General features: G+C 44.6%; 25 protein-coding genes, 1 pseudogene and 1 riboswitch. Of the genes and pseudogenes, 23 read left to right on the forward strand and 3 right to left on the reverse strand.

What is annotated here, in order from left to right; translation table 11 throughout:
• Window positions 1–255 precede the first annotated feature (255 nt).
• Window positions 256–439, forward strand: a riboswitch (cobalamin riboswitch).
• Window positions 440–631: 192 nt separating this feature from the next.
• The 19 genes and pseudogenes from D0463_RS06160 (at window position 632) to D0463_RS06250 (ending at window position 18,257) form a co-directional block, all read left to right on the forward strand.
• Entirely contained in the window at window positions 632–1,597 is a 966-nt protein-coding gene (locus tag D0463_RS06160; RefSeq protein ID WP_117306266.1) for an ABC transporter substrate-binding protein, read from the forward strand.
• The gene (locus D0463_RS06165) at window positions 1,560–2,618 is read left to right on the forward strand and encodes a FecCD family ABC transporter permease (protein WP_254052730.1); all 1,059 of its coding nucleotides are present in this window, start codon (window positions 1,560–1,562) and stop codon (window positions 2,616–2,618) included. Before D0463_RS06160 ends, D0463_RS06165 begins: the two co-directional genes overlap by 38 nt.
• Window positions 2,615–4,093 carry an adenosylcobinamide amidohydrolase gene (locus tag D0463_RS06170; protein ID WP_117306268.1) on the forward strand — a complete coding sequence of 493 codons (1,479 nt, stop codon included), beginning with the start codon at window positions 2,615–2,617 and terminating at the stop codon, window positions 4,091–4,093. The genes D0463_RS06165 and D0463_RS06170 overlap by 4 nt, the downstream gene beginning before the upstream one ends.
• A complete protein-coding gene (gene cbiB / locus D0463_RS06175) occupies window positions 4,093–5,058 on the forward strand; it encodes an adenosylcobinamide-phosphate synthase CbiB (protein ID WP_117306381.1) in 966 nt (321 codons plus the stop codon). The genes D0463_RS06170 and cbiB overlap by 1 nt, the downstream gene beginning before the upstream one ends.
• A complete protein-coding gene (cobD, locus tag D0463_RS06180) occupies window positions 5,033–6,130 on the forward strand; it encodes a threonine-phosphate decarboxylase CobD (RefSeq protein ID WP_117306270.1) in 1,098 nt (365 codons plus the stop codon). Before cbiB ends, cobD begins: the two co-directional genes overlap by 26 nt.
• The gene (locus D0463_RS06185) at window positions 6,091–6,675 is read left to right on the forward strand and encodes a bifunctional adenosylcobinamide kinase/adenosylcobinamide-phosphate guanylyltransferase (RefSeq protein WP_117306272.1); all 585 of its coding nucleotides are present in this window, start codon (window positions 6,091–6,093) and stop codon (window positions 6,673–6,675) included. The genes cobD and D0463_RS06185 overlap by 40 nt, the downstream gene beginning before the upstream one ends.
• Window positions 6,672–8,186 carry a cobyric acid synthase gene (locus D0463_RS06190; protein ID WP_117306274.1) on the forward strand — a complete coding sequence of 505 codons (1,515 nt, stop codon included), beginning with the start codon at window positions 6,672–6,674 and terminating at the stop codon, window positions 8,184–8,186. Before D0463_RS06185 ends, D0463_RS06190 begins: the two co-directional genes overlap by 4 nt.
• On the forward strand, window positions 8,183–8,974 hold the full coding sequence (gene cobS / locus D0463_RS06195; RefSeq protein WP_117306276.1) for an adenosylcobinamide-GDP ribazoletransferase: 792 nt from the start codon (window positions 8,183–8,185) through the stop codon (window positions 8,972–8,974). Before D0463_RS06190 ends, cobS begins: the two co-directional genes overlap by 4 nt.
• Complete coding sequence (locus tag D0463_RS06200; RefSeq protein ID WP_117306278.1) at window positions 8,932–9,579, forward strand: histidine phosphatase family protein; 648 nt, start codon at window positions 8,932–8,934, stop codon at window positions 9,577–9,579. Before cobS ends, D0463_RS06200 begins: the two co-directional genes overlap by 43 nt.
• Window positions 9,501–9,929 carry a bifunctional adenosylcobinamide kinase/adenosylcobinamide-phosphate guanylyltransferase gene (locus tag D0463_RS06205; protein ID WP_117306280.1) on the forward strand — a complete coding sequence of 143 codons (429 nt, stop codon included), beginning with the start codon at window positions 9,501–9,503 and terminating at the stop codon, window positions 9,927–9,929. The genes D0463_RS06200 and D0463_RS06205 overlap by 79 nt, the downstream gene beginning before the upstream one ends.
• Before the next feature lie 12 nt (window positions 9,930–9,941).
• Window positions 9,942–10,523 (forward strand): cob(I)yrinic acid a,c-diamide adenosyltransferase, encoded by a 582-nt coding sequence (locus tag D0463_RS06210; protein ID WP_117306282.1) that lies wholly within the window; start codon window positions 9,942–9,944, stop codon window positions 10,521–10,523.
• 12 nt (window positions 10,524–10,535) lie between these two features.
• Window positions 10,536–11,249 carry an ATP-binding protein gene (locus tag D0463_RS06215; RefSeq protein ID WP_117306284.1) on the forward strand — a complete coding sequence of 238 codons (714 nt, stop codon included), beginning with the start codon at window positions 10,536–10,538 and terminating at the stop codon, window positions 11,247–11,249.
• 42 nt (window positions 11,250–11,291) lie between these two features.
• The gene (gene ybaK, locus D0463_RS06220) at window positions 11,292–11,774 is read left to right on the forward strand and encodes a Cys-tRNA(Pro) deacylase (RefSeq protein WP_117306286.1); all 483 of its coding nucleotides are present in this window, start codon (window positions 11,292–11,294) and stop codon (window positions 11,772–11,774) included.
• A gap of 114 nt (window positions 11,775–11,888) precedes the next feature.
• Window positions 11,889–13,121 carry a benzoate/H(+) symporter BenE family transporter gene (locus D0463_RS06225; RefSeq protein WP_117306288.1) on the forward strand — a complete coding sequence of 411 codons (1,233 nt, stop codon included), beginning with the start codon at window positions 11,889–11,891 and terminating at the stop codon, window positions 13,119–13,121.
• A 121-nt stretch (window positions 13,122–13,242) separates the two neighbouring features.
• A complete protein-coding gene (locus D0463_RS06230) occupies window positions 13,243–14,346 on the forward strand; it encodes a PRK06851 family protein (protein ID WP_117306290.1) in 1,104 nt (367 codons plus the stop codon).
• Between the two features lie 227 nt (window positions 14,347–14,573).
• A complete protein-coding gene (locus tag D0463_RS06235) occupies window positions 14,574–15,473 on the forward strand; it encodes an aldo/keto reductase (protein ID WP_117306292.1) in 900 nt (299 codons plus the stop codon).
• A gap of 117 nt (window positions 15,474–15,590) precedes the next feature.
• A pseudogene (locus D0463_RS06240) lies at window positions 15,591–15,811 on the forward strand (IS5/IS1182 family transposase); the annotation flags it as partial.
• 425 nt (window positions 15,812–16,236) lie between these two features.
• A complete protein-coding gene (locus tag D0463_RS06245) occupies window positions 16,237–17,103 on the forward strand; it encodes a Cof-type HAD-IIB family hydrolase (RefSeq protein WP_117306294.1) in 867 nt (288 codons plus the stop codon).
• A 77-nt stretch (window positions 17,104–17,180) separates the two neighbouring features.
• Window positions 17,181–18,257: a PQQ-dependent sugar dehydrogenase gene (locus D0463_RS06250; RefSeq protein ID WP_483295721.1), complete on the forward strand. Its 1,077-nt coding sequence runs from the start codon at window positions 17,181–17,183 to the stop codon at window positions 18,255–18,257.
• A 240-nt stretch (window positions 18,258–18,497) separates the two neighbouring features.
• On the opposite strand, the gene bshB2 is transcribed toward D0463_RS06250, so the two are convergent.
• From bshB2 to pdxK, 3 genes are all read right to left on the reverse strand, one after another.
• Window positions 18,498–19,169: a bacillithiol biosynthesis deacetylase BshB2 gene (gene bshB2 / locus D0463_RS06255; RefSeq protein ID WP_117306295.1), complete on the reverse strand. Its 672-nt coding sequence runs from the start codon at window positions 19,167–19,169 to the stop codon at window positions 18,498–18,500.
• Between the two features lie 18 nt (window positions 19,170–19,187).
• Window positions 19,188–19,535 carry a YojF family protein gene (locus D0463_RS06260; RefSeq protein WP_117306297.1) on the reverse strand — a complete coding sequence of 116 codons (348 nt, stop codon included), beginning with the start codon at window positions 19,533–19,535 and terminating at the stop codon, window positions 19,188–19,190.
• Between the two features lie 214 nt (window positions 19,536–19,749).
• Window positions 19,750–20,592, reverse strand: coding sequence for a pyridoxine/pyridoxal/pyridoxamine kinase (gene pdxK / locus D0463_RS06265; RefSeq protein WP_117306299.1), 843 nt, complete (start codon window positions 20,590–20,592; stop codon window positions 19,750–19,752).
• Window positions 20,593–20,816: 224 nt separating this feature from the next.
• On the opposite strand from pdxK, the gene mobA reads away from it, so the two are divergent.
• From mobA to D0463_RS06285, 4 genes are all read left to right on the forward strand, one after another.
• Window positions 20,817–21,437, forward strand: coding sequence for a molybdenum cofactor guanylyltransferase (gene mobA, locus D0463_RS06270; protein WP_117306301.1), 621 nt, complete (start codon window positions 20,817–20,819; stop codon window positions 21,435–21,437).
• 158 nt (window positions 21,438–21,595) lie between these two features.
• Complete coding sequence (locus tag D0463_RS06275; RefSeq protein ID WP_117306303.1) at window positions 21,596–22,060, forward strand: molybdenum cofactor biosynthesis protein MoaE; 465 nt, start codon at window positions 21,596–21,598, stop codon at window positions 22,058–22,060.
• Window positions 22,053–22,286, forward strand: coding sequence for a molybdopterin converting factor subunit 1 (moaD, locus tag D0463_RS06280; protein WP_117306305.1), 234 nt, complete (start codon window positions 22,053–22,055; stop codon window positions 22,284–22,286). The genes D0463_RS06275 and moaD overlap by 8 nt, the downstream gene beginning before the upstream one ends.
• Window positions 22,287–22,306: 20 nt before the next feature.
• Window positions 22,307–23,326, forward strand: coding sequence for a MoeB/ThiF family adenylyltransferase (locus tag D0463_RS06285; protein ID WP_117306307.1), 1,020 nt, complete (start codon window positions 22,307–22,309; stop codon window positions 23,324–23,326).
• The last annotated feature ends 3 nt before the right edge of the window (window positions 23,327–23,329 follow it).

The raw sequence follows: 23,329 nt of genomic DNA on the forward strand, positions 1-23,329 counted from the left end.
TGCTTAGACCCGCTTACTTAGTAGCCACATTTAATTCTAGGTTCTAAATTCATGTAAATTCATATATGAAACAACAAAACAAAGATGAACACATCAATACAGCACTGGCAGATGCGCTTGCTAAGCTAAAGCTTGATAAGTAAATGAGAGAATGAAGTCAAGGGCTTCATTCTTTCTAATATTTTAAAATAGTGGAAAAATGTTGTTACTTCGTTTTTTATTCGTGTATAATCATTTGTAGCAGAAAAAATTTCATACATAGAAACGGAACTAGGTGTCTATTAGTAGACTTAAAAGGGAAGTTGGTTAAAAACCAACGCGGTCCCGCCACTGTGAATGGGAGTTAAACGGCAAATGACCACTGTATCCAGTAGGATATGGGAAGGTGCCGTAAACGATGACCATAAGCCAGGAGACCTGCCTGTATCCGTGCACCAGTAGAACCTACGAGGATGGGGAGGTGTGTGGCGGCAGTTTAAGTGTAATTCTACTTCAATTTACTGGCCATACTAAAATCTCCAATATAAATTTGGAGATTTTTTTGCGTTTTAGACTGGTTTCTGCGATGAAATGATAGTTACTCACCACGAGCTTCACTAAGCCAATAGATTATGAACCTGGAGGAAGTACCATGAAAAAGTTGTATTCATTATTATTTTTAATTCTATTATCCATAGGGGTTTTAGCTGGTTGCGGCGATGACCAGGGCAAGGAAAGTAATTCAAATGAAAAAGCGAAAACGGAACAGGGTGCAGAAGCGGCTTATCCGGTAAAGATCAAGGATGCTAGTGATCAAGAGGTTACGATTGATGAAAAACCTGAAAAGATTGTGTCACTGATTCCGAGCAACACGGAAATTGCTTTTAGTTTAGGGTTGGATGATGAGATCGTCGGAGTTTCCGATTTTGATAATTATCCAGAAGAGGCTACTAAAAAAGAGAAAATTGGCGGCCTGGAGTTCAATGTTGAAAAAGTTATCTCTTTACAACCAGATTTGGTATTGGCCCATGCTTCTTCAGGAGATAGCGCAAAAGAAGGCCTTCAGCAGATAAGAGATGCCGATATTGATGTTATAGTCGTAAACAACGCGCAAACCTTTGAGCAAGCGTATGAATCTATCACAATGATTGGTACGGCGACGGGGGAAAAGGAAAACGCTGAAAAAATCGTTTCCGATTTGAAAGCGAAGTTTGAAGAAATCAAAACCGCAGCGGCCAAGATCCCGGAGAAAGATAGAAAAACAGCTTATATTGAGGTGTCGGCGGTACCTGATATTTATACAACAGGCAAGAACACGTTCATGGATGAAATGCTTCAGACGATCAATGCAAAGAATGCAGCCGGGGATCAAGAAGGATGGGTTGCCATCGATCAGGAAGCGATCATTAAAGCGAACCCGGATACCATTATCTCACTATACGGACCTGATTCTATTAAACAAATTCAGACACGCGAAGGCTGGCAGGATCTGAACGCAGTCAAAAATGAGCAGATATTTGAAGTGAATCAAGATCTCGTGAGCAGGCCAGGACCAAGGCTTGCCGAAGGAGTAGAAGAATTTGCGAAAGCAGTATACCCTGACATCTTTAACAAATAATAAGTGGCTTGCTTATTTAATTGCAACAGTTTTCCTTATTTGTGCCATGGTCATTGGCATTTCGATCGGAACAGTCTCTGTTCCGATTTCTTACATACTAAAGATTATTGGGCAGGAAGCGTTTCATCTTCCGGTTGCCGGGCAAATCGATCCGATGTATGCAAACATCGTCATGAATATCCGTCTGCCAAGGGTGATCCTAGCGGGTTTGGTGGGGGCGTCTCTCGCGGTAGCGGGAGCCGCCTTTCAAGGCTTGCTGCGGAATCCGCTTGCAGATCCATATACTCTTGGTGTTTCGTCAGGTGCCTCGGTAGGCGCAGTCGTCACTCTTTTCTTCCAGATTTCATTGCCGGGCATAGGGTTGTATACATTGCCTCTTTTTAGCATCACGGCAGCATTTGTAACTATTTTTATAGTGTTGCTGTTTGCCCGCAAGATAGACCGGTCCATGAAGATCGAGACAATTATTTTAACGGGGATTATTTTCAGTTCGTTTTTAGGTGCTTTTATTTCCTTGATGATCGCCTTGACAGGAGACGAATTAAGGCAGATTATCGGCTGGCTTCTCGGGAGCGTTTCGATGAGGGGTTGGGAGTACATCCAAATTATGCTTCCTTTCTTTATCATTGGTTCCTTGTTGCTTATAATCAGTTCCCGTGAATTGAATGCGATGTCCTTTGGCGAGGAGCAGGCGCAGCACTTAGGGGTTAATGTACAGAAAAGAAAGCTGCTCCTACTGACGGCAGGCTCGATTTTGACAGGCGCAGCGGTTGCTGTTTCGGGCACCATCGGCTTTGTCGGTTTAGTCATCCCGCATTTGACAAGACTCCTATGGGGCCCAGACCATAAACACCTTCTTCCCCTTTCCATTTTAATAGGCGGAGGATTTTTGATACTTGCGGATCTTGTCGCCCGGACTGTGATTTCGCCTACTGAACTGCCAATCGGTGTGATTACGGCTCTTATCGGTGCACCGGTGTTCGCAGTCATTCTAGTGAAGAGAAGAGGTGAGCGGAGATGACGGAACTTCTTAGCATCCGCGATCTGACAGGCGGGTACAGTGAAGAAGCTGTGGTAAACGACGTATCGTTTAATGTCCATCAGGGTGAATTGTTTGGCGTTCTCGGTCCAAATGGGAGCGGGAAAACGACACTGCTTAAGATGATGAGTGGTATCTTGCCGTATGGGCAAGGGGAAATCACGGTAAAGAGAAAGAAAATTAAAGATTATACCGCCAAAGAGCTTGCGAAAATTGTTGCTGTGCTACCACAACATTCCGCCCAGTCATTTTCCTACACGGTCAAAGAAACCGTTTCTCTTGGCAGATATGCCCATCAGCGGGGCTGGCTGCAAAGCTGGAGTGCTGAAGACGAAGAGATCGTGAAAAAGGCAATGGCCCAGACAGGAATCACGGCTTTTGGCGACCATTATTTAGACGAACTATCCGGAGGAGAGAGACAGCGTGTTTTCCTCGCCCAGGCTCTCGCGCAAGAACCGGAAATATTGCTGCTTGATGAACCGACCAACCATCTCGATCTATCTTTTCAAAAAGAACTGCTCGACCAGTTAAGACAATGGACGAAAGAACGACAACTTACTGTTGTATCAATCTTTCATGATTTAAACCTGGCAGGTCTTTATTGCGATAGATTGCTGTTGCTTGAAAAAGGGAGAATCAATAAAATCGGAACGCCCATCGAAGTTCTTCGGAAAGAAAGAATCGAGACCGTTTATCATACCAGTATTGAAAGACTCGCACATCCTGCGATTCCGAAGCCGCAAATGGTTTTGTTGCCAGAGGGAACTGGTGTTGAAAGCAATAATATTGAGATAAACGAGCAATATCTGAAAGTATCAGACGATATCATTCAATTAGTAGCGCCAATGCCGCTTAGAACGTTGTCTTCCGGTGTGACGGGTGCAGGCTTTAGCTGGCATCACACGTTCATAAACAGACATGTCGATCAAAACTATGATTGCAGCGACCACATTCAAGAAATGAAAGAGTATTTGCTGACTCGCGGATTTGTTCCTGAAGAGACGGTTGGAATGATGACCGCAGTCAATTTGCATGATGTCGTTTATCGGTTTTACCAGGAAGAGGACATTTCGGTTTTTATTGTAGTGACGGCAGGCACTGGGAATGCCGTCGATGCCACAAGCAACAAAAGGATAAGCTATAAACAAACAACGGGTACTATCAATACATGGATATTCATAAATGGCCGCCTGTCTGAAGCAGCCTTTGTCCAAAGTATGGTCACTGCTACAGAAGCAAAGGTGAAAGCGTTGCTGGATTTTGGAATCAAGGATCCGGTAACGGGCACATACGCTACAGGGACGTCAACAGACAGCATCTTGATTGCTTCTATCCAGCAAGGTACCGAGGTCCAATATGCAGGGACGATCACACCGCTTGGAAACCTTATCAGCAAAGGAATATACGAGTGCATGACAATTAGTCTCGAAAATTATAAAAACAGGCATTCATTATGATGGTTTTCTATCATTTACTTGCTGTCACCCTTGCTTATTTACTGGATTTGCTGATCGGCGACCCGAAAAATTGGCCTCATCCGGTCAGATGGATGGGAGCCTTAATCGGCTTCCTGGATAAGCGATGGAATAAGGGTGGCTACAAAATATGGATGGGCCTGCTTATGACGGGTACTGTACTTGTCACAGTGTTGCTTGTAACGTACGTAACAGTCTTTGTCATGTATTCACTGCATCCCGCTGCCGGAGTGCTTTGGGAAGTGATCCTGATTTCAACCGCGATTGCTCAAAGAAGCTTAAAGGAAGCAGCTATGGAAGTGTATCACCCGTTAAGCAACAGTGATTTAACTGAGGCGAGGACAAAACTTTCATATATAGTCGGGCGCGATACGGATAGGCTGGACGTGAGTGAAGTTGTCCGCGGCACGGTTGAAACAGTGGCTGAAAATACAAGTGATGGAGTGACGGCGCCTCTTTTCTGGGGAGCAATTGGCGGAGCCCCTTTCGCAATTGTCTACAGAGCAATCAATACATGCGACTCCATGGTTGGCTATCGAAACGAAAGGTACGGACAATTTGGCTGGGCCTCTGCCAAACTGGATGATCTCGTAAATTGGATTCCGAGCAGGTTGACCGCATTGATGATGTTAGTAAGCATGAAATCAAAGGTTACTGGTTTTAGAGACTGCTGGAGGATTACCTTGCGGGATGCCCCGAAGCATCCGAGTCCCAACAGCGGCTGGGGAGAAGCCGCAACAGCCTCCATTTTAGGAATCCAGCTTGGTGGTGTGAATTATTATAAAGGCTGTATTTCGGACCGGGCCAGGATGGGGACCCCCATTGTTAATCTCAAGCCCATTCATATTCAGGAATCCATTACGATTATGCGGCGGGCATCGTTTGGCTTCTTACTGTTATTATGGATAGGAGGTATCAGCATTGAAATTGCCCTCACATGGATCTAACCCCCATTTTCTTTATCAATCACTACAAATAACCAAACCTGAACATGTCGTCGACTTTAGCGCAAATATTAATCCGATCGGTCCGCCTCCCGAATTAAAAAAGAAATGGCCGCAGTTATTTGAATTGGTGAAAGATTATCCCGACCCCAACGCTAGTGCGTTGATTAACCGTATTTCTATGAAAGAGAAACTTCCGAAGGATACAATCTTAATGGGAAACGGGGGAGCGGAACTGATCAGTCTTGTTGCCCGGTTATTATCAGGAAAAAACGTCCTAATTATCGAGCCTGCATTTTCCGAATATGAACAAGCCTGTGAATCGTCGGGCTGCCGTTTGAGTTATCATATTCTCGAAGAAGGGAATTGGGAGCTCCGGCTCGAGCGGCTCCTTCCGCTTATTAAGAATGCAGACGCCGTTTTTATATGCACGCCTAATAACCCGACAGGAATTTCCTTTGAACAACATTCTGTTCTTAAGCTGCTGGAAGAATGCCAAAAGCATGATTGCTTTCTAATCATCGATGAAGCGTTCCATGATTTTCTGGAGGATGGTTTTACTTATGCGTCCTGGATAGCTGAATATCCCAATCTGCTAATCCTTCGCTCCCTAACAAAAATGTATGCGATTCCAGGATTAAGGCTGGGATACCTGCTTGCCAACCCGGACATTATCGGCGAAATCAAAAATTTCCGCCCTCATTGGAGCGTGAACAGTCTGGCTCTTATGGCAGGTGAAATCAGTCTTATGGATGAAAATCATATTGAAAATACGAAACAGCTAGTCAGCCTGCAAAGCAAAAAGCTGAAACACTTCTATGAAAACAATGGTTTCATTGTTTCAGATAGCAGTGTTAATTTTTATTTAGTAAGAGATAGCTATGCATCAAATATGCTGCCTCTATTTCAGTTTTTGCTAAGAAACGGAATCGTGCCGCGGCATACATTCAACTTTCCTGGTCTGGAAGGAAGATGGCTGAGGTTTGCCGTGAAAAATGAATGTGATAATCAAAGACTGATGGAGGTTCTGACACAATGGCGAAATCATCCCTCATTTTTGTCTCAGGAGGAGTAAGGAGCGGCAAGAGCCGTTTTGCGGAGCAGCTTGCCATCAATCTCGCAAATCATCATAATCGAACGTTGTATTATCTTGCCTGCGGACGCCCTGGCGACCCGGAAATGCAGGAGAGGATTGCCCGGCATAAAAGCGACAGGGAAAACGGCGCCGGACATTGGGTCACTCTAGAGTATCCGGTTGCGATAGAAGCGGCTGTACCGCTTTTAGACTCAAACAGTATCGTGCTGCTTGATTGCCTGACAACATTGTTAAATAATGAAATGTTCCCGTCTGCTTCAAATATGGATGAATGGGAAGACCCAGCCTTCTTGGCTTCCGTAAAAGAGCGGCTGCTAGACGCAATCAAAGAAATCAGGGAGCGTGCGGCATCCTTGATTGTCGTAAGCAATGAGCTTCTTCATGCCCCGATCACCGACGATGGGGTAAACCACGCATATTCGAAAATGATTGGCGGCATCCATCAGGAAATGGTGGCCATGTCTGACAGAGCCTACTTGATGGAAGCTGATTGCGCGATACTGATGAAGGGGGAAGCAGAATGAAAGGAATCATGATTCAAGGAACATCTTCCGATGCCGGAAAAAGTTTTATTACAACTGTTTTTTGCAGGCTTCTCGCGCAGGAAGGATGGGAGGTCGCCCCCTTTAAGTCGCAAAACATGTCCAATAACTCCTATGTAACCACGGATGGATTTGAAATCGGCAGGGCACAGGGCATCCAGGCTGAAGCGGCAAACACCCAAGCCTCCATTTGGATGAATCCGATTCTGCTGAAACCCCGATCCGATCAGAGTTCAGAGGTGGTCCTGTTTGGGAAGCCGCTCCGTACGCTATCCGGCATGTCATATCGGGAGAACTTCTATGAACAAGGAATCGAAGCGATCCGGCTTTCCCTTTCAAAGCTCGAAGAGGAATACGAGGTGGTTGTTATGGAAGGGGCAGGCTCACCTGTAGAGATTAACCTAAAAGACAGGGAGCTAGTTAATATGAAGGTGGCCGAGCTGGCTGATGTGCCGGTGATTCTTGTCGCCGATATTGAAAGAGGAGGGGTATTTGCCAGTATTATCGGAACACTTGAACTGCTCACACCTTCTGAAAGAAAACGTGTCCGGGGAATCGTGGTGAATAAATTCAGAGGGGATATCCACTTGTTTGAAGATGGGGTTGCCTGGATCGAAGAGAAGACAGGCATTCCTGTGCTAGGCGTTATTCCCTATATAAACGGGCACATAGTGGAAGGAGAGGATTCCCTTTCCTTGGCTGACCGGTTTTCAGCCTCTAAAACGGCACCGATTGACCTCGCTGTGCTGAAGCTGCCATATATCTCAAATTATACGGACATTGAACCCTTTCTATACGAAAAGGATGTATCGATCAGATGGGTGGAAGACGCTTCAGCCTTTGGAAAGCCGGATGCCTTGATCATTCCCGGTACAAAAAGTACGATTCAGGATTTGCGTTATTTGAAGACAACGGGATTAGCCCGGAAAGTGATAGATTACTATCGGGATGGAGGTTCGATCATTGGGATATGCGGCGGTTATCAAATGCTCTGTGAACAATTGATAGATGAGGAAGGTTCGGATACAGGAAGGCGACGAACGAAAGAAGCAGGCCTTTGCCTTATACCCGCACAAACTACTTTCTCGATAGAGAAAAAGACCATCCGTTCCAAAGGAAGCCTGCATCCTAAAACAGGTCTAGAAAAAGTTGCCCAGCTCGAAGGGTATGAGATTCATTTAGGACATACCGTTTGGAAAAAGGGACAAGCAGGGTCCCCGTTTTTAATGCTTGACTCAGGGGAAGCAGAAGGTTTTTATACGGAAAACGGGAGGCTGATAGGAACTTATATGCATCATCTGTTTCACAATGATGAGTGGAGAACCTTGTGGCTGAATCGTCTCCGGGAAAGAAAGAATCTGCCATTAAATGAGACAATCCTCATCAATGAAGAGAAGTATCGGAAGCTGGATGAAGCTGTGGAACAGATACGTCCCTTTTTACACTGGGAAAAAGTGAAGGGAATTCTGAACGAATGGGGCCAGGAAGAATGAAAACATGGATCGGGTTCCTCATCAATCTGCAATTTTTTACAGTTTTTCCGATGAAAAGACAGCTGCCGATGGACAAAGAGTACATAAATAAAACTTTTCATACCTTCCCGCTGCTTGGGCTGCTTCTGGGAGCGATTTACGCTGCCGTTTTGTATGCCCTGCTGGAATGGACACCCTTATCACCGCTAGCCGCCGCATTTATACTGTGGCTGTTAACGATTTTTGTTACGGGAGGCCTTCATCTTGATGGCTGGATTGATACGAGTGATGCTTATTTTTCCTACCGGGACATTCCAAAGCGGCTGGAAATCATGAGCGATCCTAGAACCGGTGCTTTTGGGGTCATCTCGGTCATTGTGCTTCTGGGCAGCCGGATGCTCTTTCTCTATGAAATTATCCAAAATATCAAGCCATGGTCCTATAGTCTAATTATAATGGTTCCCTTCCTGGGGAGGGTAGCCATGGGTTTCATTTTGGCGAAAATGCCATTGGCCAAAAATGTTGGGTTGGCAGCCTTCTTTCAGGCTGCAGCGGGAAAGAACAGCACAGCTGGATATCCGGTATATTTGGCTTTCGCAGGGCTTGCAATACTGTCCACTAACTTAACAAGCTTTTATTCATTCATCGTCCTTTTAGTCGTGTTATTTTTCTCGATGCTTTTTTTAAAAAGGAAGATTATAAAATGGTTTGGCGGAATCACAGGTGATGTGAATGGTGCTTCTGTTGAAGGAGTTGAATTAATACTGTGGATGGCAATCTGGTTATTACATTATTTCGTCACGGACTAACGGTTGCGAATGAAAGAAAAGCCTATATAGGCTGGTCTGATTCGCCGCTCAGCAGGAAAGGCAAGGCACAGCTTTTCCCATTGGTGATTGATGCTCCATTGATTTTTTCCAGTGATTTAAAAAGATGTACTGATACGGTAGCAATCCTGTTTCCTGAGAGATCCGTCATTCAAAAAAAGGAGCTCAGGGAGCTTCATTTTGGGAAATGGGAAGGAAAGACATATGAGGATTTAAAGGAAGACAGCGATTATAAAAAATGGCTGGAGAACCCCTTTGCAGAAATTCCTCCAAACGGAGAAGGCTTTGATCAGTTTGCAGCGAGAATCCAACACAGTTGGAAATCGGTCAAAGAGCAAATGGCTAAACAGGGGATTAAACGGGCTGCAATTGTGACACACGGAGGAGTTATCCGATATCTGTTAATGAAATATGCTCCGGTGGAAAAACCATTTTGGGAATGGGGCATCCCACATGGAAAAGGGTGGGAAATGACTTTCGATACGGAAGACTTGAGGAGGGATGGACGGTGCATTTTGTTACGGGAGGCGCTTATAACGGCAAATCCAAGTGGGTCAGGGAATATTATCAAGGAAAAGGGAAAGTGATAAATGCTTATCATGGCGCTATCCTTCCGGTCGATTTAACTGTGCTTGATTGCGATATTCTCGTAATAGAAGGAATCGAACAGTTCCTTAAAGAAGACTGTAAGGTATTGGATGAGCACACCTGCAGGGAATCCTGGAGAAAAAGACTCAAGGAATGGAAAGTCTGGGAGGCGAGCGGCCGAAAGCGAAAGATCGTTATTATCGGAACGGACATTTCAAAAGGGATTGTACCGCTGGAGCAAGCAGATCGAAAATGGCGGGATATGACTGGCTGGGTCTATCAGGATATTTCTTCAAACGCTGATAGAGTAGATGTGATTTGGTACGGGTTGAATAGGCAGATCAAATAAGGAGGAATCGGAATGAAATTATACACACGGACCGGGGATAAAGGAAAAACACGCATTATAGGGGGAAGGGTTGATAAGGACAATATTCGCGTCGAAGCATACGGAACCATTGATGAAATAAATTGCTTTGTCGGTCAGGCAATTCTAGAACTTGATCCATCTGTTTTTGAAGATGTTCTGGTGGACCTGGAACGAATTCAACATGAACTGTTCGACTGTGGCGGTGACCTTGCTTCGATTTCCGAAAAGCGGCCGTTAAAACTGACTGAAGAAGCAGTCTCAGTTTTAGAAAACAGAATAGACACATTCATTAAGGAAGCCCCGGAGCTTGAACGATTTATTTTACCAGGGGGCACAAAGCCTGCTGCTTCCATCCATATTGCGAGAACCGTAACGAGGCGTGCAGAGCGGCTGACCGTTTCGCTTATGAAAGAGGATGAAAACGTTTCGCCTGCTGCCCTGAAGTATTTAAATCGCTTGTCTGATTATTTCTTCGCGCTTGCACGAGTCATTAATTTCCGGTTAGGTGTGAAAGATGTGGAATATGCCAGAAGTGCCAACGTTTTTCGTGAAGGAAAAAGAAAAGGTGAATAAGGCGATGTACCGATGAGAGATCCAGTAATCGTCCCTTTTAACAATCAATTTTTGGTCATAGCCAGCGATAACAGCGGTGGGATTGGTATGAAGGAAAAGGATGTCGTGCAAGTTCCTTACCATATCGTCAGTTATTATTCGTTTCGGGTCGCGCTCATGGAGTGCATGGCAGCAAGCGCTGTACCTGTTTCAGTCATTATGCAAAATTTCTGTGGAGAAGAAGCATGGGGCCCTTTAATCGACGGTATTAAACAAGGATTAGAGGAATTGGAGCTGAGTATTCCTGTCACCGGAAGTACAGAAAGCAATATGGAGCTGTTGCAGTCTGCGGTGGGGATGAGTGTACTTGGAATGAGCGGGAATGCCCCATCAGATGAAAGGCTTCCCCTGAAGGAAGTTAAGACAGCCGTTATCGGGAAACCTCTCGTTGGGGATGAAGTAATCGAACAGTCCGAGTGGGTGGCGCCCCTGCAGCTTTTCAAACAGTTCTGTCAGCTGGGCAACCTCACAGTCCTGCCTGTAGGCTCTAAAGGGATTGCCCATGAATTAAAGCTGTTATTCCCGGAAATCAAACCTGAAAACATTCATGCTGGTTTGGATATCCATAAATCAGCAGGTCCCTCCACCTGCTTTATCATTTCCTATCCGGCGGATATGGAGAAAATCATTCGGTCCATTGCCGGGCAGTTGTTTCACGAGGTTACAGTAACAGTCCCAAAATCTTAATCGAAATTATACTCATAACCTGGCTATGCAAGGAGAATGAAAATGGCAGGCGGAAAAACGAATGCAATGAGGATTCTTGACGCGAAAGAAATGGATTACAGCATGTTGAGCTACGAAGTGAAGGATGGAAAGATAGATGGAATTTCGGTTGCAGACAAAATTGGCATCGAAACGAAATCTGTCTTTAAAACGCTCGTAACACATGGAGCGAACGTTGGGAGCATCTATGTGTTTGTCATTCCGGTAGCTGCAGAGCTCGATTTGAAAAAAGCAGCGAAGGCTGCCGGTGAGAAAAAGGTTGAAATGCTTCCCGTCAAGGACTTGCAAAAATGGACAGGCTATATCCGGGGAGGATGCTCACCCGTAGGGATGAAGAAGCTTTACCCAACATATGTTGACGAAAGTGCCTCAAAGCTGGATACAATGATTGTCAGCGGCGGTAAAGTTGGAATCCAGGTGGAGCTTAAGCCGAATGATTTAATCGTGGCAATTGGGGCAAAATTCGCAGAGTTGTCCAAAGTGTAAGCCAGTGTTTCAAAACGGGCTGTAATCGAGGCAGCTACGAAGCCGCTTGACAAAAAGCCATTCTTGTCCCAAAGATAATATTATTCAGAAATCGGGAAAACAGGAGTGGATCAGATGGAATTGCCAGACAAATATGAAGGAGAACAAAAAGATCCTACAATAAACGGGGAATCCGATCGAAGGCATCTGCTCCGGGATGTAACGGGCCAAAATATATCTTCCGGTCTCATTTCAAGTACATTGGTCATGACTGGCCCAGCATTAATTATTTTAGAAGCAGCTGATTCAGGACGGTTTACGGAGCAACAGACAGTCGATTGGATGTTTGCCGTATATTTCTTCGGCGGACTCTTCGGCATACTTATGTCGATGTTGTACAAAATTCCGATCACAGGAGGCCATTCCATATCCGGTGTCGCTTTTTTGGCAACGATGACTTCCCAATTCACATACGAACAGTTGATTGGCGGATATGTTATATCAGGGCTGTTGATTTTTCTCGTTGGTATATCCGGCCTTTTTACAAGAATCATTAAATGGGTTCCAAAGGAAATTATTTCGGCAATGCTCGCAGGACTGGTAACGGGTTATGTTGTTCAACTCGTTCCATCTATTAAGGAATTGCCAATGGTTGGAGGAGCGGCTCTCGTCAGTTTTTTAATTTTCACGAAGTATAGGAGGCGTTTTCCACCTGTCATGATGGCGGTTGTGGTAGCTTTCCTTGCTTTATTATGGACACAGGGTCTGAACATGGTGCCTGCGGAGACCGCTTTTTACCTGCCATCCGTTCAAGCACCGGAATTCACTTGGATGGGGGTACTGACACTGGCCCTGCCTCTTGCCATGCTGATCCTGAGCAATGATGCCGCACCTGGAATCGGTGCACTGGAAAGCTCGAATTTTGAGCCGCCTATTCGCAAAATCGTTTCGCTTAGCGGTGTTTTTTCTATTTTTGCGGGCTTTTTCGGAGGGCAAAGTGCAAATATCGCCGGAATGATGACGGCGATTTGTGCCGGTCCGGATTCAGGCCCTAAATCAAAGCGGTATATGGCTTCTTTTGTATCCGGGGTCGTACTTTTATTGTTCGGAGCTTTTGCCTGGACGATTGTTCCGTTCATACAAGGTTTGCCGCAGGCTTTTGTTGCCCTGCTGGCAGGATTTGCTTTGATCGGCGTCCTCCACTCCAGCCTGCAAATGGGCTTTGCCGGAAGTCAATATAAATTAAGCGCGCTGGCCGCGTTTGTCATTGCGATGTCAAACGTATCCTTTCTCCATATTAGTTCCCCGGTATGGGCACTTTTAATTGGAGCGGTCATTGCCCGGACGGTAGAAAAAAAGAGTCCTTAATATATAGTTTCCTGTTCCAATCCCCTTCCCATTTGACATAGGCATTCACCCATAAAGGGGGTGATGCATATACTAATGGTTGAAGCGATCCTTAGCATTTCAAAAAAGGAGTGTTGGTAACTTGACGGGAAAAATTAAAAACTATTATGCCGGAGGAAACACAGCACGCGGTTTTTACAGTTTGTATGAATCCAATCTTCAAGGACTTGATAAATTATTTATCCTGAAGGGCGGGCCAGGCACAGGGAAGTCCACCCTCATGAAAAAGGTAGGCCAGGCATGGGCAGGTAAAGGATTTGATATTGAATATTTGCACTGCTCCTCTGATAACCAATCGATTGATGGAGTCATTATCCCGAAATTTAAGGTGGGCATTGTGGATGGTACGGCTCCCCATGTAATTGAACCGAAGGCTCCGGGAGCAATTGAAGAGTATGTTAATTTAGGGGAGGCGTGGGATTCAGACAAACTAACTGCTGAAAAAGAGGCAATTATACGACTTTCTGCGGAGATTAGCCATTCTTTTGAAACAGCATATTCAAGATTTGCAGAAGCGCTTCGGGTTCACGATGAGTGGGAAAAAATATATATAGAAAATATGGATTTCAACAAAGTGAACCAGTTGACTGAAAAGTTGAAAGAAACGTTTTTCGGTGAAATGTTCATTAACAAGCAGGCTTATGTTCGCCACCGTTTCCTCGGGGCAGCGACTCCCAAGGGAGCCGTTGATTTTATTCCGAACCTGACCGAGGATCTAGCTAAACGCTATTTTATTAAAGGAAGGCCTGGCTCCGGCAAGTCGACGATGCTGAAGAAATTGGCCACGGCTGCCGAACAAAGGGGCTTTGATGTGGAAATCTACCACTGTGGCTTTGACCCGAACAGCCTGGACATGGTGATTGTCAGGGAAATCGGCCTTGCCATTTTTGACAGCACGGCACCTCATGAATATTTCCCAAGCCGGGAAGGCGACGAAATCATCGATATGTATAAGGCGGCGATTACACCGGGAACAGACGATAACTATGCCCGGGAGATAAATGAAATCTCCGGGAGGTATAAATCGAAAATGAACGAAGCTATTTCGTATCTCGCACAAGCTAAAACCTTGCACGATGAGTTGGAAGCGATCTATGTTTCAGCGATGGACTTTGTGAAAATAGAAAACATACAAGAGGAAATAAAGGCGGCTATTGAACAAATAGCAGGTGTTTCCTCCTTATAAAGGTAAATGCCGGCATGGATATTAAATCTGCCGGCTTTTCTTTTTTCTGATAAATCATGCCATACTAGGATGTAATCGTTTATGACTTTCATCATGGCTATGATAAGATAAAGACTGACGAGCTTTTTAAGGCTGAGATTCATATTTGCCTATTGCAGGCGGGAAGATATATCACTGCCGTCTGCAAAAAAAGACGCATTGATAACGAGAAAAGGAAGGGTGCTTACATGGAGAGGATTCAGCTTCAAGATGATTTGCAATTTTCCCGAATTATTCATGGACACTGGAGATTGGCGGATTGGAATTATACGGATCAGGAAACGCTGCATTTGCTTGAGCAGTGCCTGGAATTGGGAATCACGACGATCGATACGGCCAATATATATGGAAAATATACGTGTGAAGAGTTTTTTGGAAACGCCCTCTCTTTAAAGCCGGAGCTTCGGAGTAGGCTGGAGATTGTCACAAAATGCGGTATCAAGCTCGCGAATGATAAAAATGGCTTCCGTTTAAATCATTATGATTCAAGCAAGGAGCATATTATCGAATCGGCAGAGCGTTCATTAAAAATGCTTAAAACGGATTACATAGACGTACTACTCATTCATCGCCCGGATGTTTTGACCAATCCGGAAGAGGTCGCTGACGCATTCTCAAGCTTGAAAAAGGCCGGTAAGGTCAAGCACTTCGGTGTTTCCAACTTTCTGCCGTCTCAAGTGAATATGCTTAATGCTTATTTAGATGTACCGCTGGTGACCAATCAAGTCGAACTATCTGTCTTGTACCGTGATCATTTTGAAAATGGCGTAGTTGACCAGTGTATCGAGAAGAAAATGCCGCCGATGGCTTGGTCGCCCTTAAATCGAGGCATTATTTTTACAAGTGAGGAAGATAAGCCGTCACGGGTACGGACCACATTGCAAAAAATAGCGGAAGAACTGGGGGCATCCAATATTGATGAAGTGATGTACGCATGGCTCATGCATCATCCGGCAAAAATCATGCCGATCGTCGGCTCGGGAAAGGTCGAACGGATCCAGAGTGCCGTAAATGCATTGTCACTAAAAATGAATCGCGAGCAATGGTATGAAATCTGGGTAAGCTCCCTAGGAAAAAATGTGGATTGAGACATCGATTGACAGCCTGGATTATTCAGGCTGTTTTTAATAGCATTTGGTCAAGCTAAAATGTTTGGAAAATGAAAGGCTCAGGTTCGGAAAATAAACCATGTGATTTGAGTAATAAAGATATATAAAGTAAGGATTCCCACGGATCTTAGAAAATACACAGCTCCAGCATGGGGTTCTAAAGCCTGGAAGTCCATATTTAAACGCCGTACCGCTATGTAGCTTGTGAATGCTTATTTAAGGGATATTTCCAACTGAACAATGTTTGTTATTGTACTGGAAAACGTGCCAAGGTCCATTTTGACATTGTTACGTTCGTTTATAAGGCTTCAAAGTGAGCCGCTGATCGTATCCATGCTCAGTTAAATTAACAAAATATAGGCTGTGTTCGTACTCAATCTTGATTTCCAAACCGGTTGCTTTTCGCTGCAGGCGGCGACTCCTCGAAAATGCTACGCATTTTCTCGTGCGGTGTCTATTCTAGGATGATCACTCAACGTCCTGCGGGAAAAGCGTGGCCAGGTGAGACCCCGCAGGAGCGAAGCGACGAGGAGGCTCACGGACCGCCCGCGGAACGCGTCCGCCTGTAGCGGAAATCAACAGCCAAATTCAGCAGGTACAAACTAAGAAAATTTTGAATAACTAATATTCTGTCGGTCTGTGTTTTTATATAAAAAGGAATTATGATATTAATTCACATGGTTAAAGATATAAAATATGAGATTGTAATGCTTAAAAGCAAAATGAAACAGAGGTGTTTTGGTTGGTTAAATTCATTGCCAGTGATATGGATGGAACATTATTAAATAAAGAGCAAAAGGTAAGCAAGGAAAACAAGGATGCCATCGAACGCGCCCGAAAAGAAGGGGTGGAAGTAATCATCGCGACCGGAAGATCTTATCAGGAGGCGCGCTATGCTCTGGATGAGGCAAATATTGAGTGTCCAGTCATTTGTGTGAATGGCGCGGTGGTTTATACAAAAGATGGCGCAATCGCTGCTTCGAATCCAATGAATCCAGATACAGTTAAATCTGTCATACGATATTTAGAGGGAATCGGAATATACTTTGAAGTGTATACAAGCGATGGAACTTATACGAAAAACTATGAAAAATCAATGGCTACATTGGTTGATATTTTACTCACGGCGAATCCTGATTTAGATCCAATCAAGGTGACCGAGCAGGCAAGGGAGCGTGTTACTGTCAGCCAAATTAAATCGATCGAAGACTACGAAAAGCTTTTTAGTATTCGAGAACTCGAATATTATAAGTTTTTAATTTTCTCTAATGATTTTCAAAAACTCGGCGATGCTGCAAGTGGTTTAAAGGAGAATACAACACTCGCTGTCAGTTCTTCAGGACGGGAAAACCTTGAAGTTACGAACAGAGACGCACAGAAAGGAATCGCTTTAGAAAGATATGTAAAAGATAGAGGCGGTTCATTAAGCGACACAATGGCGATTGGTGATAATTTCAATGACGTCTCGATGCTCGAACGTGTCGGCCGATCCTTTGCAATGGGAAATGCGCCTTCTGAGATTAAAAATTTATGTGATTTTATCACTGATACCAATGATGAAAATGGTGTGGCTAAGGCAATAAATAAGGTCTTGAACGAAGGACTATAGGTTACGTAGGCGGCCGATGATTTACAGCTTTGACCGACATCATATACCGCTTCTAACATTGAAAAGGAGGGAGTATTGTGGTTAAAAAGTTTATGATTCTCTTTAGTATGGTAATCCTAATCAGCGGCTGTTCCAAAAACCATCAAAACAACACAGACAACAGTAAGCCTCAACCCGAAGAATCAGCTAACCAGGGAGATGCTGAGGTTTTATTGACCAAGCTGGAAGCTCCCTGGTCCATTCAAAAAATCAATGATACCTTCTATTTGGCTGAAAGAAGCGGCGCCATTGTGAAATGGGAAAAAGATAAGATGACTCGTGAGAAAGTTGAATTGGATCATTCCCTTTCCGATAATCCGGAAGCAGGCCTGCTTGGTTTTGTGCTTAGCCCGGATTTTCAAGAGTCCAATGAAGCCTTCGCCTATTATACGTACGAGCAAAATGGAAATGCGGTAAATAGAATTGTAGTTCTTCAATACGCTAACCAGCAATGGAAGGAAATGGACGTGATCCTCGATGGAATCCCAAGCGGAAATTACCATCATGGAGGCAGGCTGAAGCTTGGACCGGATCAGAAACTATACGCTACTACAGGGGATGCCAGCAAGGAAGAAATTGCACAGGACAGCAACTCATTGGGCGGAAAAATCCTTCGCCTAAACCTTGATGGCAGTGTCCCGGAGGATAATCCATTTCCGGGTTCCCCTGTTTATACAATTGGGCACCGCAATCCCCAGGGCCTTGCCTGGGATGAGAAGGATCAATTGTACAGCAGCGAGCATGGCCCCTCAGGTTATGATGAAATCAATAAAATTACGCCAGGAAAGAACTATGGATGGCCTTTGATTACAGGGGATGAAAAGAGAGACGGAATGGAAAGTCCGCTATTCCATGTGGGGACTGACACATGGGCACCTTCAGGAAGTGCTTATCATGAAGGGAGCCTTTATATAGGTGCGTTAAGAGGGGAGGCCGTTAAAACCTTTGACCTTGAGAATAAAGAAGAGGGCGATGTATTTACGGGTGCGGGAAGGATCCGCGATATCCTGATTGATGAAGAGTACTTATATTTTGTAAGCAACAACACGGACGGAAGAGGAAACCCGGATCAAGAGGATGATAAACTATATAGACTCCCGCTTTCATCTTTATAAAAAATTTTAAAAAACAGGTATAAAGAAAATGGACGGGGGTCATACTATAACCATGATGAATTTTCCATAGTAATCCCCCTTTTTATCCGCTTGCTCATGCATGCGGATTTTTTTGGCAGAAAAGAAAGTTTAAACTTTCCTTTCTGCATAATTTCACCTTAAAAGGCTCGTCAATCGACGAGTTTTCTTTACAAAAAAAGGACGGGCAATGGCCCATCCCGTTCTTACTTTCGAAAATCCTCAATCTGAAAACTTATAGGTCCAAAAGCGTTCCTTCCGGATCCACTCTAGCATGGCCGGATCCACGTTTTCCGTATTTTCTGCCCAGGAGGCTATCATTGATTCGGTTTGTGACCGGTGGGCTTTAATGGCGGCGATTTTTTTATCTTCTACAGCTGTGACATCATTAATAATGTCCGGCTCACCCAGCTCAGCCAAGCTATTATTAGCAAAAGCAACACAATGCAATTTAGGGCGCGCATCCGGCTCAATTCGCTTTACAGCGCGGACTACTGCCCTTGCCGTAGCTTCGTGGTCAGGATGGACACTGTATCCCGGATAGAAGGTGATGACAAGGGAAGGATCTAATTCCTTGATAAAGGCCGACATTTTTTCGGTCAGCTCTTCATCATCCTCAAATTCCACCGTTTTATCGCGTAAACCAAGCATCCGCAGATCTTGGATCCCCAATGTATTTGCAGCATCCACGAGCTCTTTTCTGCGAATTTTGGGAAGCGACTCTCTTGTCGCGAAAGGCGGATTACCCAGATTACGTCCCATTTCACCAAGTGTCAAACAGACATAGGTGACGGGCGTTCCACTTTCAATATTCAAAGCGATCGTACCAGAAACTCCAAAAGCCTCATCATCAGGATGAGGGAAGATCACTAATACATGACGTTCTTTTTCCATAACGGTACTGCTCCTTTCTTATTCAAAAGGACTTGGGCTGATTTGCATGGCAACGGCTAGCTTTCCTGTGAAATCCAATCCTGCCAGCAAAAGTCTTCCCTGGTCATCTATTTCATAATGGGTCAGGCCTTCTCCATAAACCCAGCCGATTTCAAGCTTCAAGCCGACTCGATAAGGGCCGTCACCGACAATCTTGCCATGCTCATATTTGATAAAGGCATTACGGATATACGCGCCTGCCGAAAAGAATGATTCGTCATTATGGGTGGCGTAAGCACCATTGGTCGTTTCCAGATGTAAATAAACATTACTTGTTGCAAACGAATTGATCGCATGCTGCACTTCAGCACGTTCAATAGGTTTCATTTGCTTTTCCTCCTCTACTGCGGACAATAGAACAATCTAGATCATATCTATCTTACTAAAAAGCATCCTAAAAAGCGAAAAGTTAGGTTCAGCCATCTATTTAATACCAAGAAAAAAGAGGCTCTCCTAAAAAGAAAAGTGTAGTCCTGTACGTTATAAAGATGCCCAATCTACAGGAAAACTTTTTACTTTTTAAATGAAGCCTCAGTTCTGTTTATTTTGAAATTTGCTCAGCAGCTTCCAGTCTGCCTGCTCCGAATTTTCGGTAAGCACCGTGCATAGTAGGGCCGACATATTCGTTCAATTTCCACGAATGGCGGATCGCTTCCGTAATAAATTCTTTTGCTGTATAAACCGCTTCGCGGACAGATCTTCCTTTAGCCAGTTCAGCCGTAATTGCGGCTGAATACGTGCAGCCTGCGCCGTGCGTATAAGCTGTTTCAATCCGTTCGGATTCTAAGATTTCGAAAGTTTCCCCATCATATAACAGGTCAATTGCCTGTTCATGTTCAAGCTTGCTTCCGCCTTTGATAAGCACAAACTTAGCACCTGATTCTTTAATCTTCACAGCCGCAGCTTTCATATCGTCGACTGTACGGATCGGACCAATTCCCGACAGCTGCCAGGCCTCAAAAAGATTTGGCGTTACCACTGTTGCACGAGGAACGAGAACGTCGCGAAGTCGGGTGGCTGTTTCCGGGTGGAGTACCTCGTCTTCTCCTTTGCAAACCATGACTGGATCAATGACAATATTCTTCAAACCAAGCTCATCGATTTTCCGGCCGGCCAGTTCAATGATCTCTACAGAACCTAGCATTCCAGTCTTCATCGCATCGATGCCGACTGAAAGAATCGTTTCTAATTGAGCTTCCACTGTTGCGGTAACTTGCGGAAATACATCGTGAGACCAGCCGTTTTTAGGATCCATCGTTACAATCGTTGTCAGTGCTGACATTCCGTATACGCCCAATTCCTGGAAGGTTTTCAGATCAGCCTGTATTCCTGCTCCTCCGCTTGAATCAGAGCCGGCCAGGGTCAAAGCTTTTTTCATTGCCATAGTGAGACCTCCTAACGGTAATAATCTATGTTATTTTTAATGAACCTTTGAAATATCTCCGTCAAGCATATACCATTATATTTAGAATGTAAACTTTACAAACGCTAATGGGAACGGGGTTTAAAGCTAATTCTCCTATGCACTTTAGCTGATATTTCTCATGAGTCATGACGGGAGTTCATTCGCAATGAATAAATAAACGAGAGAAGGGAGCCCACTCGTAAATGAACACAACAGGATTGCTGCTGGCAGGCGGGAAATCAAGCAGAATGGGGACAAATAAAGCCATGCTCCCGATATCAGAAGAAGTAAGTATCCAACAGATAGCTTCCGAATTAAAAAAAGCGGTCGGTGAAGTATATTTGGTTACCAATTCACCGGCTGATTATACATTTCTGGATCTTCCAACGCTCGATGATGAATATGAAGGATTGGGTCCGCTTGCGGGGCTTCATGCGGGACTGGAAGCAGCCAAAACGGAAACGGTATTCCTCTCCGCTTGTGATATGCCATTTATAAGGGCTTCTCTCATTGGAGAAATGCTGGATAACTTAAAAAATTACGAGGCACTTGTCCCTGAGATCAATGGCAGGTTTCACCCTTTATTTGCCGTGTATCGAAAATCTTCAATTCCACTGCTTGTCTCATGTCTTGAGCAACGCAAACTCAGGATGATGGATTTTCTAGAAAAGATGAATGTGAAAATAATGAAAGAAACAGATTTCGAGCTGTACGCGACAGACAAAAAGCTGTTTCCTTATTTGTTTTATAACATGAACACGCCGCTTGAATATAAACACGCAAAAAGGATGGAAGATGAAATGGCCCTTTATTTCCCAAAATAGTTTTTCCAAGCCATAGGATGTTAATTATCCCCCTTAATTGTGTTAGGATATGAATATAAACAAGGAAGTGAATTGTGAGGCTTTAATCCAGTTAAAAAAGGGCAGATTATCCGACAGCCCGCTGATCTCATGATAATTTCTTTAAAAAGGGTGAGACGATGAACTTTCAAATTTCGAAAGACCCCATCCAGGTTCAGGATGTAATCGATAAGGTTGTTGCAAGGGAAGCCGGTGCGGTGACCACATTTATTGGGACCGTCAGAGAGCTGACAAAAGGAAAAAAGACTCTTTTTCTCATATATGAAGCCTATGAATCAATGGCCGTAAAAAAGCTGGAACAGATCGGCAAGGAAATCAATGAACGCTGGCCTGATGCTCATGTTGCGATCACTCACCGTGTCGGCAAGCTCGACATTACGGATGTAGCTGTGGTGATAGCGGTTAGTACTCCGCATCGCAATGACGCCTATGAAGCTAATCGTTATGCGATAGAAAGAATCAAAGAAATTGTCCCGATCTGGAAAAAAGAACATTGGGAAGACGGAGAAAAGTGGATCGGGGATCAGTTGGAAACCGTTCGTTATCCGTCTGGGAAGCCTGAAAAGGAGGATTTACATGATTAAAGTACTTTTTTTTGCACACTTAAAGGATGCTGTCGGCAATGAGAAAGTTTCCGTAGAAGAAACTGGATGGACCGTTGCCGAGCTAAAGAATAAAATGGCCACTGATTACGGGTTGGAAGAATTGAATACAGTCATGACGGCTGTTAATGAAGAATTCGCCGATGACGAAACGGTTCTTTCAGATGGGGATACCGTTGCTTTTATTCCCCCGGTCAGCGGCGGGTGACAGGTGGGAGAGAATCAATCATGGATGGACGCTATTCACGTCAAACATTGTTTTCTCCAATTGGGGAAAAAGGACAAGCAAAAATACGCAGCAAGCATGTACTGCTCATGGGTGCGGGCGCATTAGGATCCGCGAACGCCGAATTTTTGACGAGGGCGGGCATCGGCAAGCTGACGATTGTTGACCGAGATTATGTTGAAGCAAGCAACTTGCAGAGACAGCAATTATATACAGAAAAAGATGTACGCGAGAAGCTTCCGAAAGCAGAGGCAGCTAAGATGCATTGCCATGATATCAACGGTGAAGTTGAAATTGAGGCCGTGATTGTCGACGGAACCGCTTTGACGCTCGAGCCGCTGCTTTCAGGTGTGTCTTTGATCATTGATGCGACCGATAACTTTGAGACCAGGATGGTGATCAATGATTTATCCCAAAAGCATAAAATTCCATGGATTTATGGTGCGTGTGTCGGCAGTGTTGGAATGAGCTTTACAATCATTCCTGGAGTGACGCCTTGCTTGAATTGTCTGCTCCGTTCGATTCCAATCCAGGGGATGACTTGCGATACAGGCGGAATTATTTCCCCGGCAGTACAAATGGTTGTCGCTCATCAAAACGCCGAAGCTTTGAAGATTCTGGTCGAGGATTATGAGTCCGTCCGCCCGGGTTTTTCAACGTTTGATCTTTGGAGAAACCAATACCAAACAATGAAAGTCGGGAAAGCAAAGAAAAGCGATTGCCTATCATGCGGGGAAGCTCCGACTTATCCATTTTTGACACTGGAAAATGCCACAAAGACAACGGTTCTTTGCGGCAGGGACACGGTTCAAGTACGGCCACCGAATCCTCGGAAGCTGCAGCTGGACAAGCTGGGGAGCGATCTTTTGGCAAGCGGATATACCGTGAAATCTAATCCATTCCTGTTGTCGATTGAGACAGATGATGAACGGATGGTCATTTTTCATGATGGACGGGCCCTCATTCATGGTACAAAGGATATGGCCCATGCCAAGGCGTTATATCAAAGGATTTTGGGATAATGA

The organism is Bacillus sp. V59.32b (assembly GCF_003429085.1).
In the GTDB taxonomy this organism is placed as follows: domain Bacteria; phylum Bacillota; class Bacilli; order Bacillales; family DSM-1321; genus Peribacillus.

What these genes read in the sequence shown, in the direction of transcription:
- D0463_RS06160 (WP_117306266.1), top strand. Translation starts at nt 632, where the DNA reads ATGAAAAAGTTGTATTCATTATTATTTTTAATTCTATTATCCATAGGG.
- D0463_RS06170 (WP_117306268.1), top strand. Translation starts at nt 2,615, where the DNA reads ATGACGGAACTTCTTAGCATCCGCGATCTGACAGGCGGGTACAGTGAA.
- cbiB (WP_117306381.1), top strand. Translation starts at nt 4,093, where the DNA reads ATGGTTTTCTATCATTTACTTGCTGTCACCCTTGCTTATTTACTGGAT.
- D0463_RS06185 (WP_117306272.1), top strand. Translation starts at nt 6,091, where the DNA reads ATGGCGAAATCATCCCTCATTTTTGTCTCAGGAGGAGTAAGGAGCGGC.
- D0463_RS06190 (WP_117306274.1), top strand. Translation starts at nt 6,672, where the DNA reads ATGAAAGGAATCATGATTCAAGGAACATCTTCCGATGCCGGAAAAAGT.
- cobS (WP_117306276.1), top strand. Translation starts at nt 8,183, where the DNA reads ATGAAAACATGGATCGGGTTCCTCATCAATCTGCAATTTTTTACAGTT.
- D0463_RS06210 (WP_117306282.1), top strand. Translation starts at nt 9,942, where the DNA reads ATGAAATTATACACACGGACCGGGGATAAAGGAAAAACACGCATTATA.
- D0463_RS06215 (WP_117306284.1), top strand. Translation starts at nt 10,536, where the DNA reads ATGAGAGATCCAGTAATCGTCCCTTTTAACAATCAATTTTTGGTCATA.
- ybaK (WP_117306286.1), top strand. Translation starts at nt 11,292, where the DNA reads ATGGCAGGCGGAAAAACGAATGCAATGAGGATTCTTGACGCGAAAGAA.
- D0463_RS06225 (WP_117306288.1), top strand. Translation starts at nt 11,889, where the DNA reads ATGGAATTGCCAGACAAATATGAAGGAGAACAAAAAGATCCTACAATA.
- D0463_RS06235 (WP_117306292.1), top strand. Translation starts at nt 14,574, where the DNA reads ATGGAGAGGATTCAGCTTCAAGATGATTTGCAATTTTCCCGAATTATT.
- bshB2 (WP_117306295.1), bottom strand. Translation starts at nt 19,169, where the DNA reads ATGGAAAAAGAACGTCATGTATTAGTGATCTTCCCTCATCCTGATGAT.
- D0463_RS06260 (WP_117306297.1), bottom strand. Translation starts at nt 19,535, where the DNA reads ATGAAACCTATTGAACGTGCTGAAGTGCAGCATGCGATCAATTCGTTT.
- pdxK (WP_117306299.1), bottom strand. Translation starts at nt 20,592, where the DNA reads ATGGCAATGAAAAAAGCTTTGACCCTGGCCGGCTCTGATTCAAGCGGA.
- mobA (WP_117306301.1), top strand. Translation starts at nt 20,817, where the DNA reads ATGAACACAACAGGATTGCTGCTGGCAGGCGGGAAATCAAGCAGAATG.
- D0463_RS06275 (WP_117306303.1), top strand. Translation starts at nt 21,596, where the DNA reads ATGAACTTTCAAATTTCGAAAGACCCCATCCAGGTTCAGGATGTAATC.
- moaD (WP_117306305.1), top strand. Translation starts at nt 22,053, where the DNA reads ATGATTAAAGTACTTTTTTTTGCACACTTAAAGGATGCTGTCGGCAAT.
- D0463_RS06285 (WP_117306307.1), top strand. Translation starts at nt 22,307, where the DNA reads ATGGATGGACGCTATTCACGTCAAACATTGTTTTCTCCAATTGGGGAA.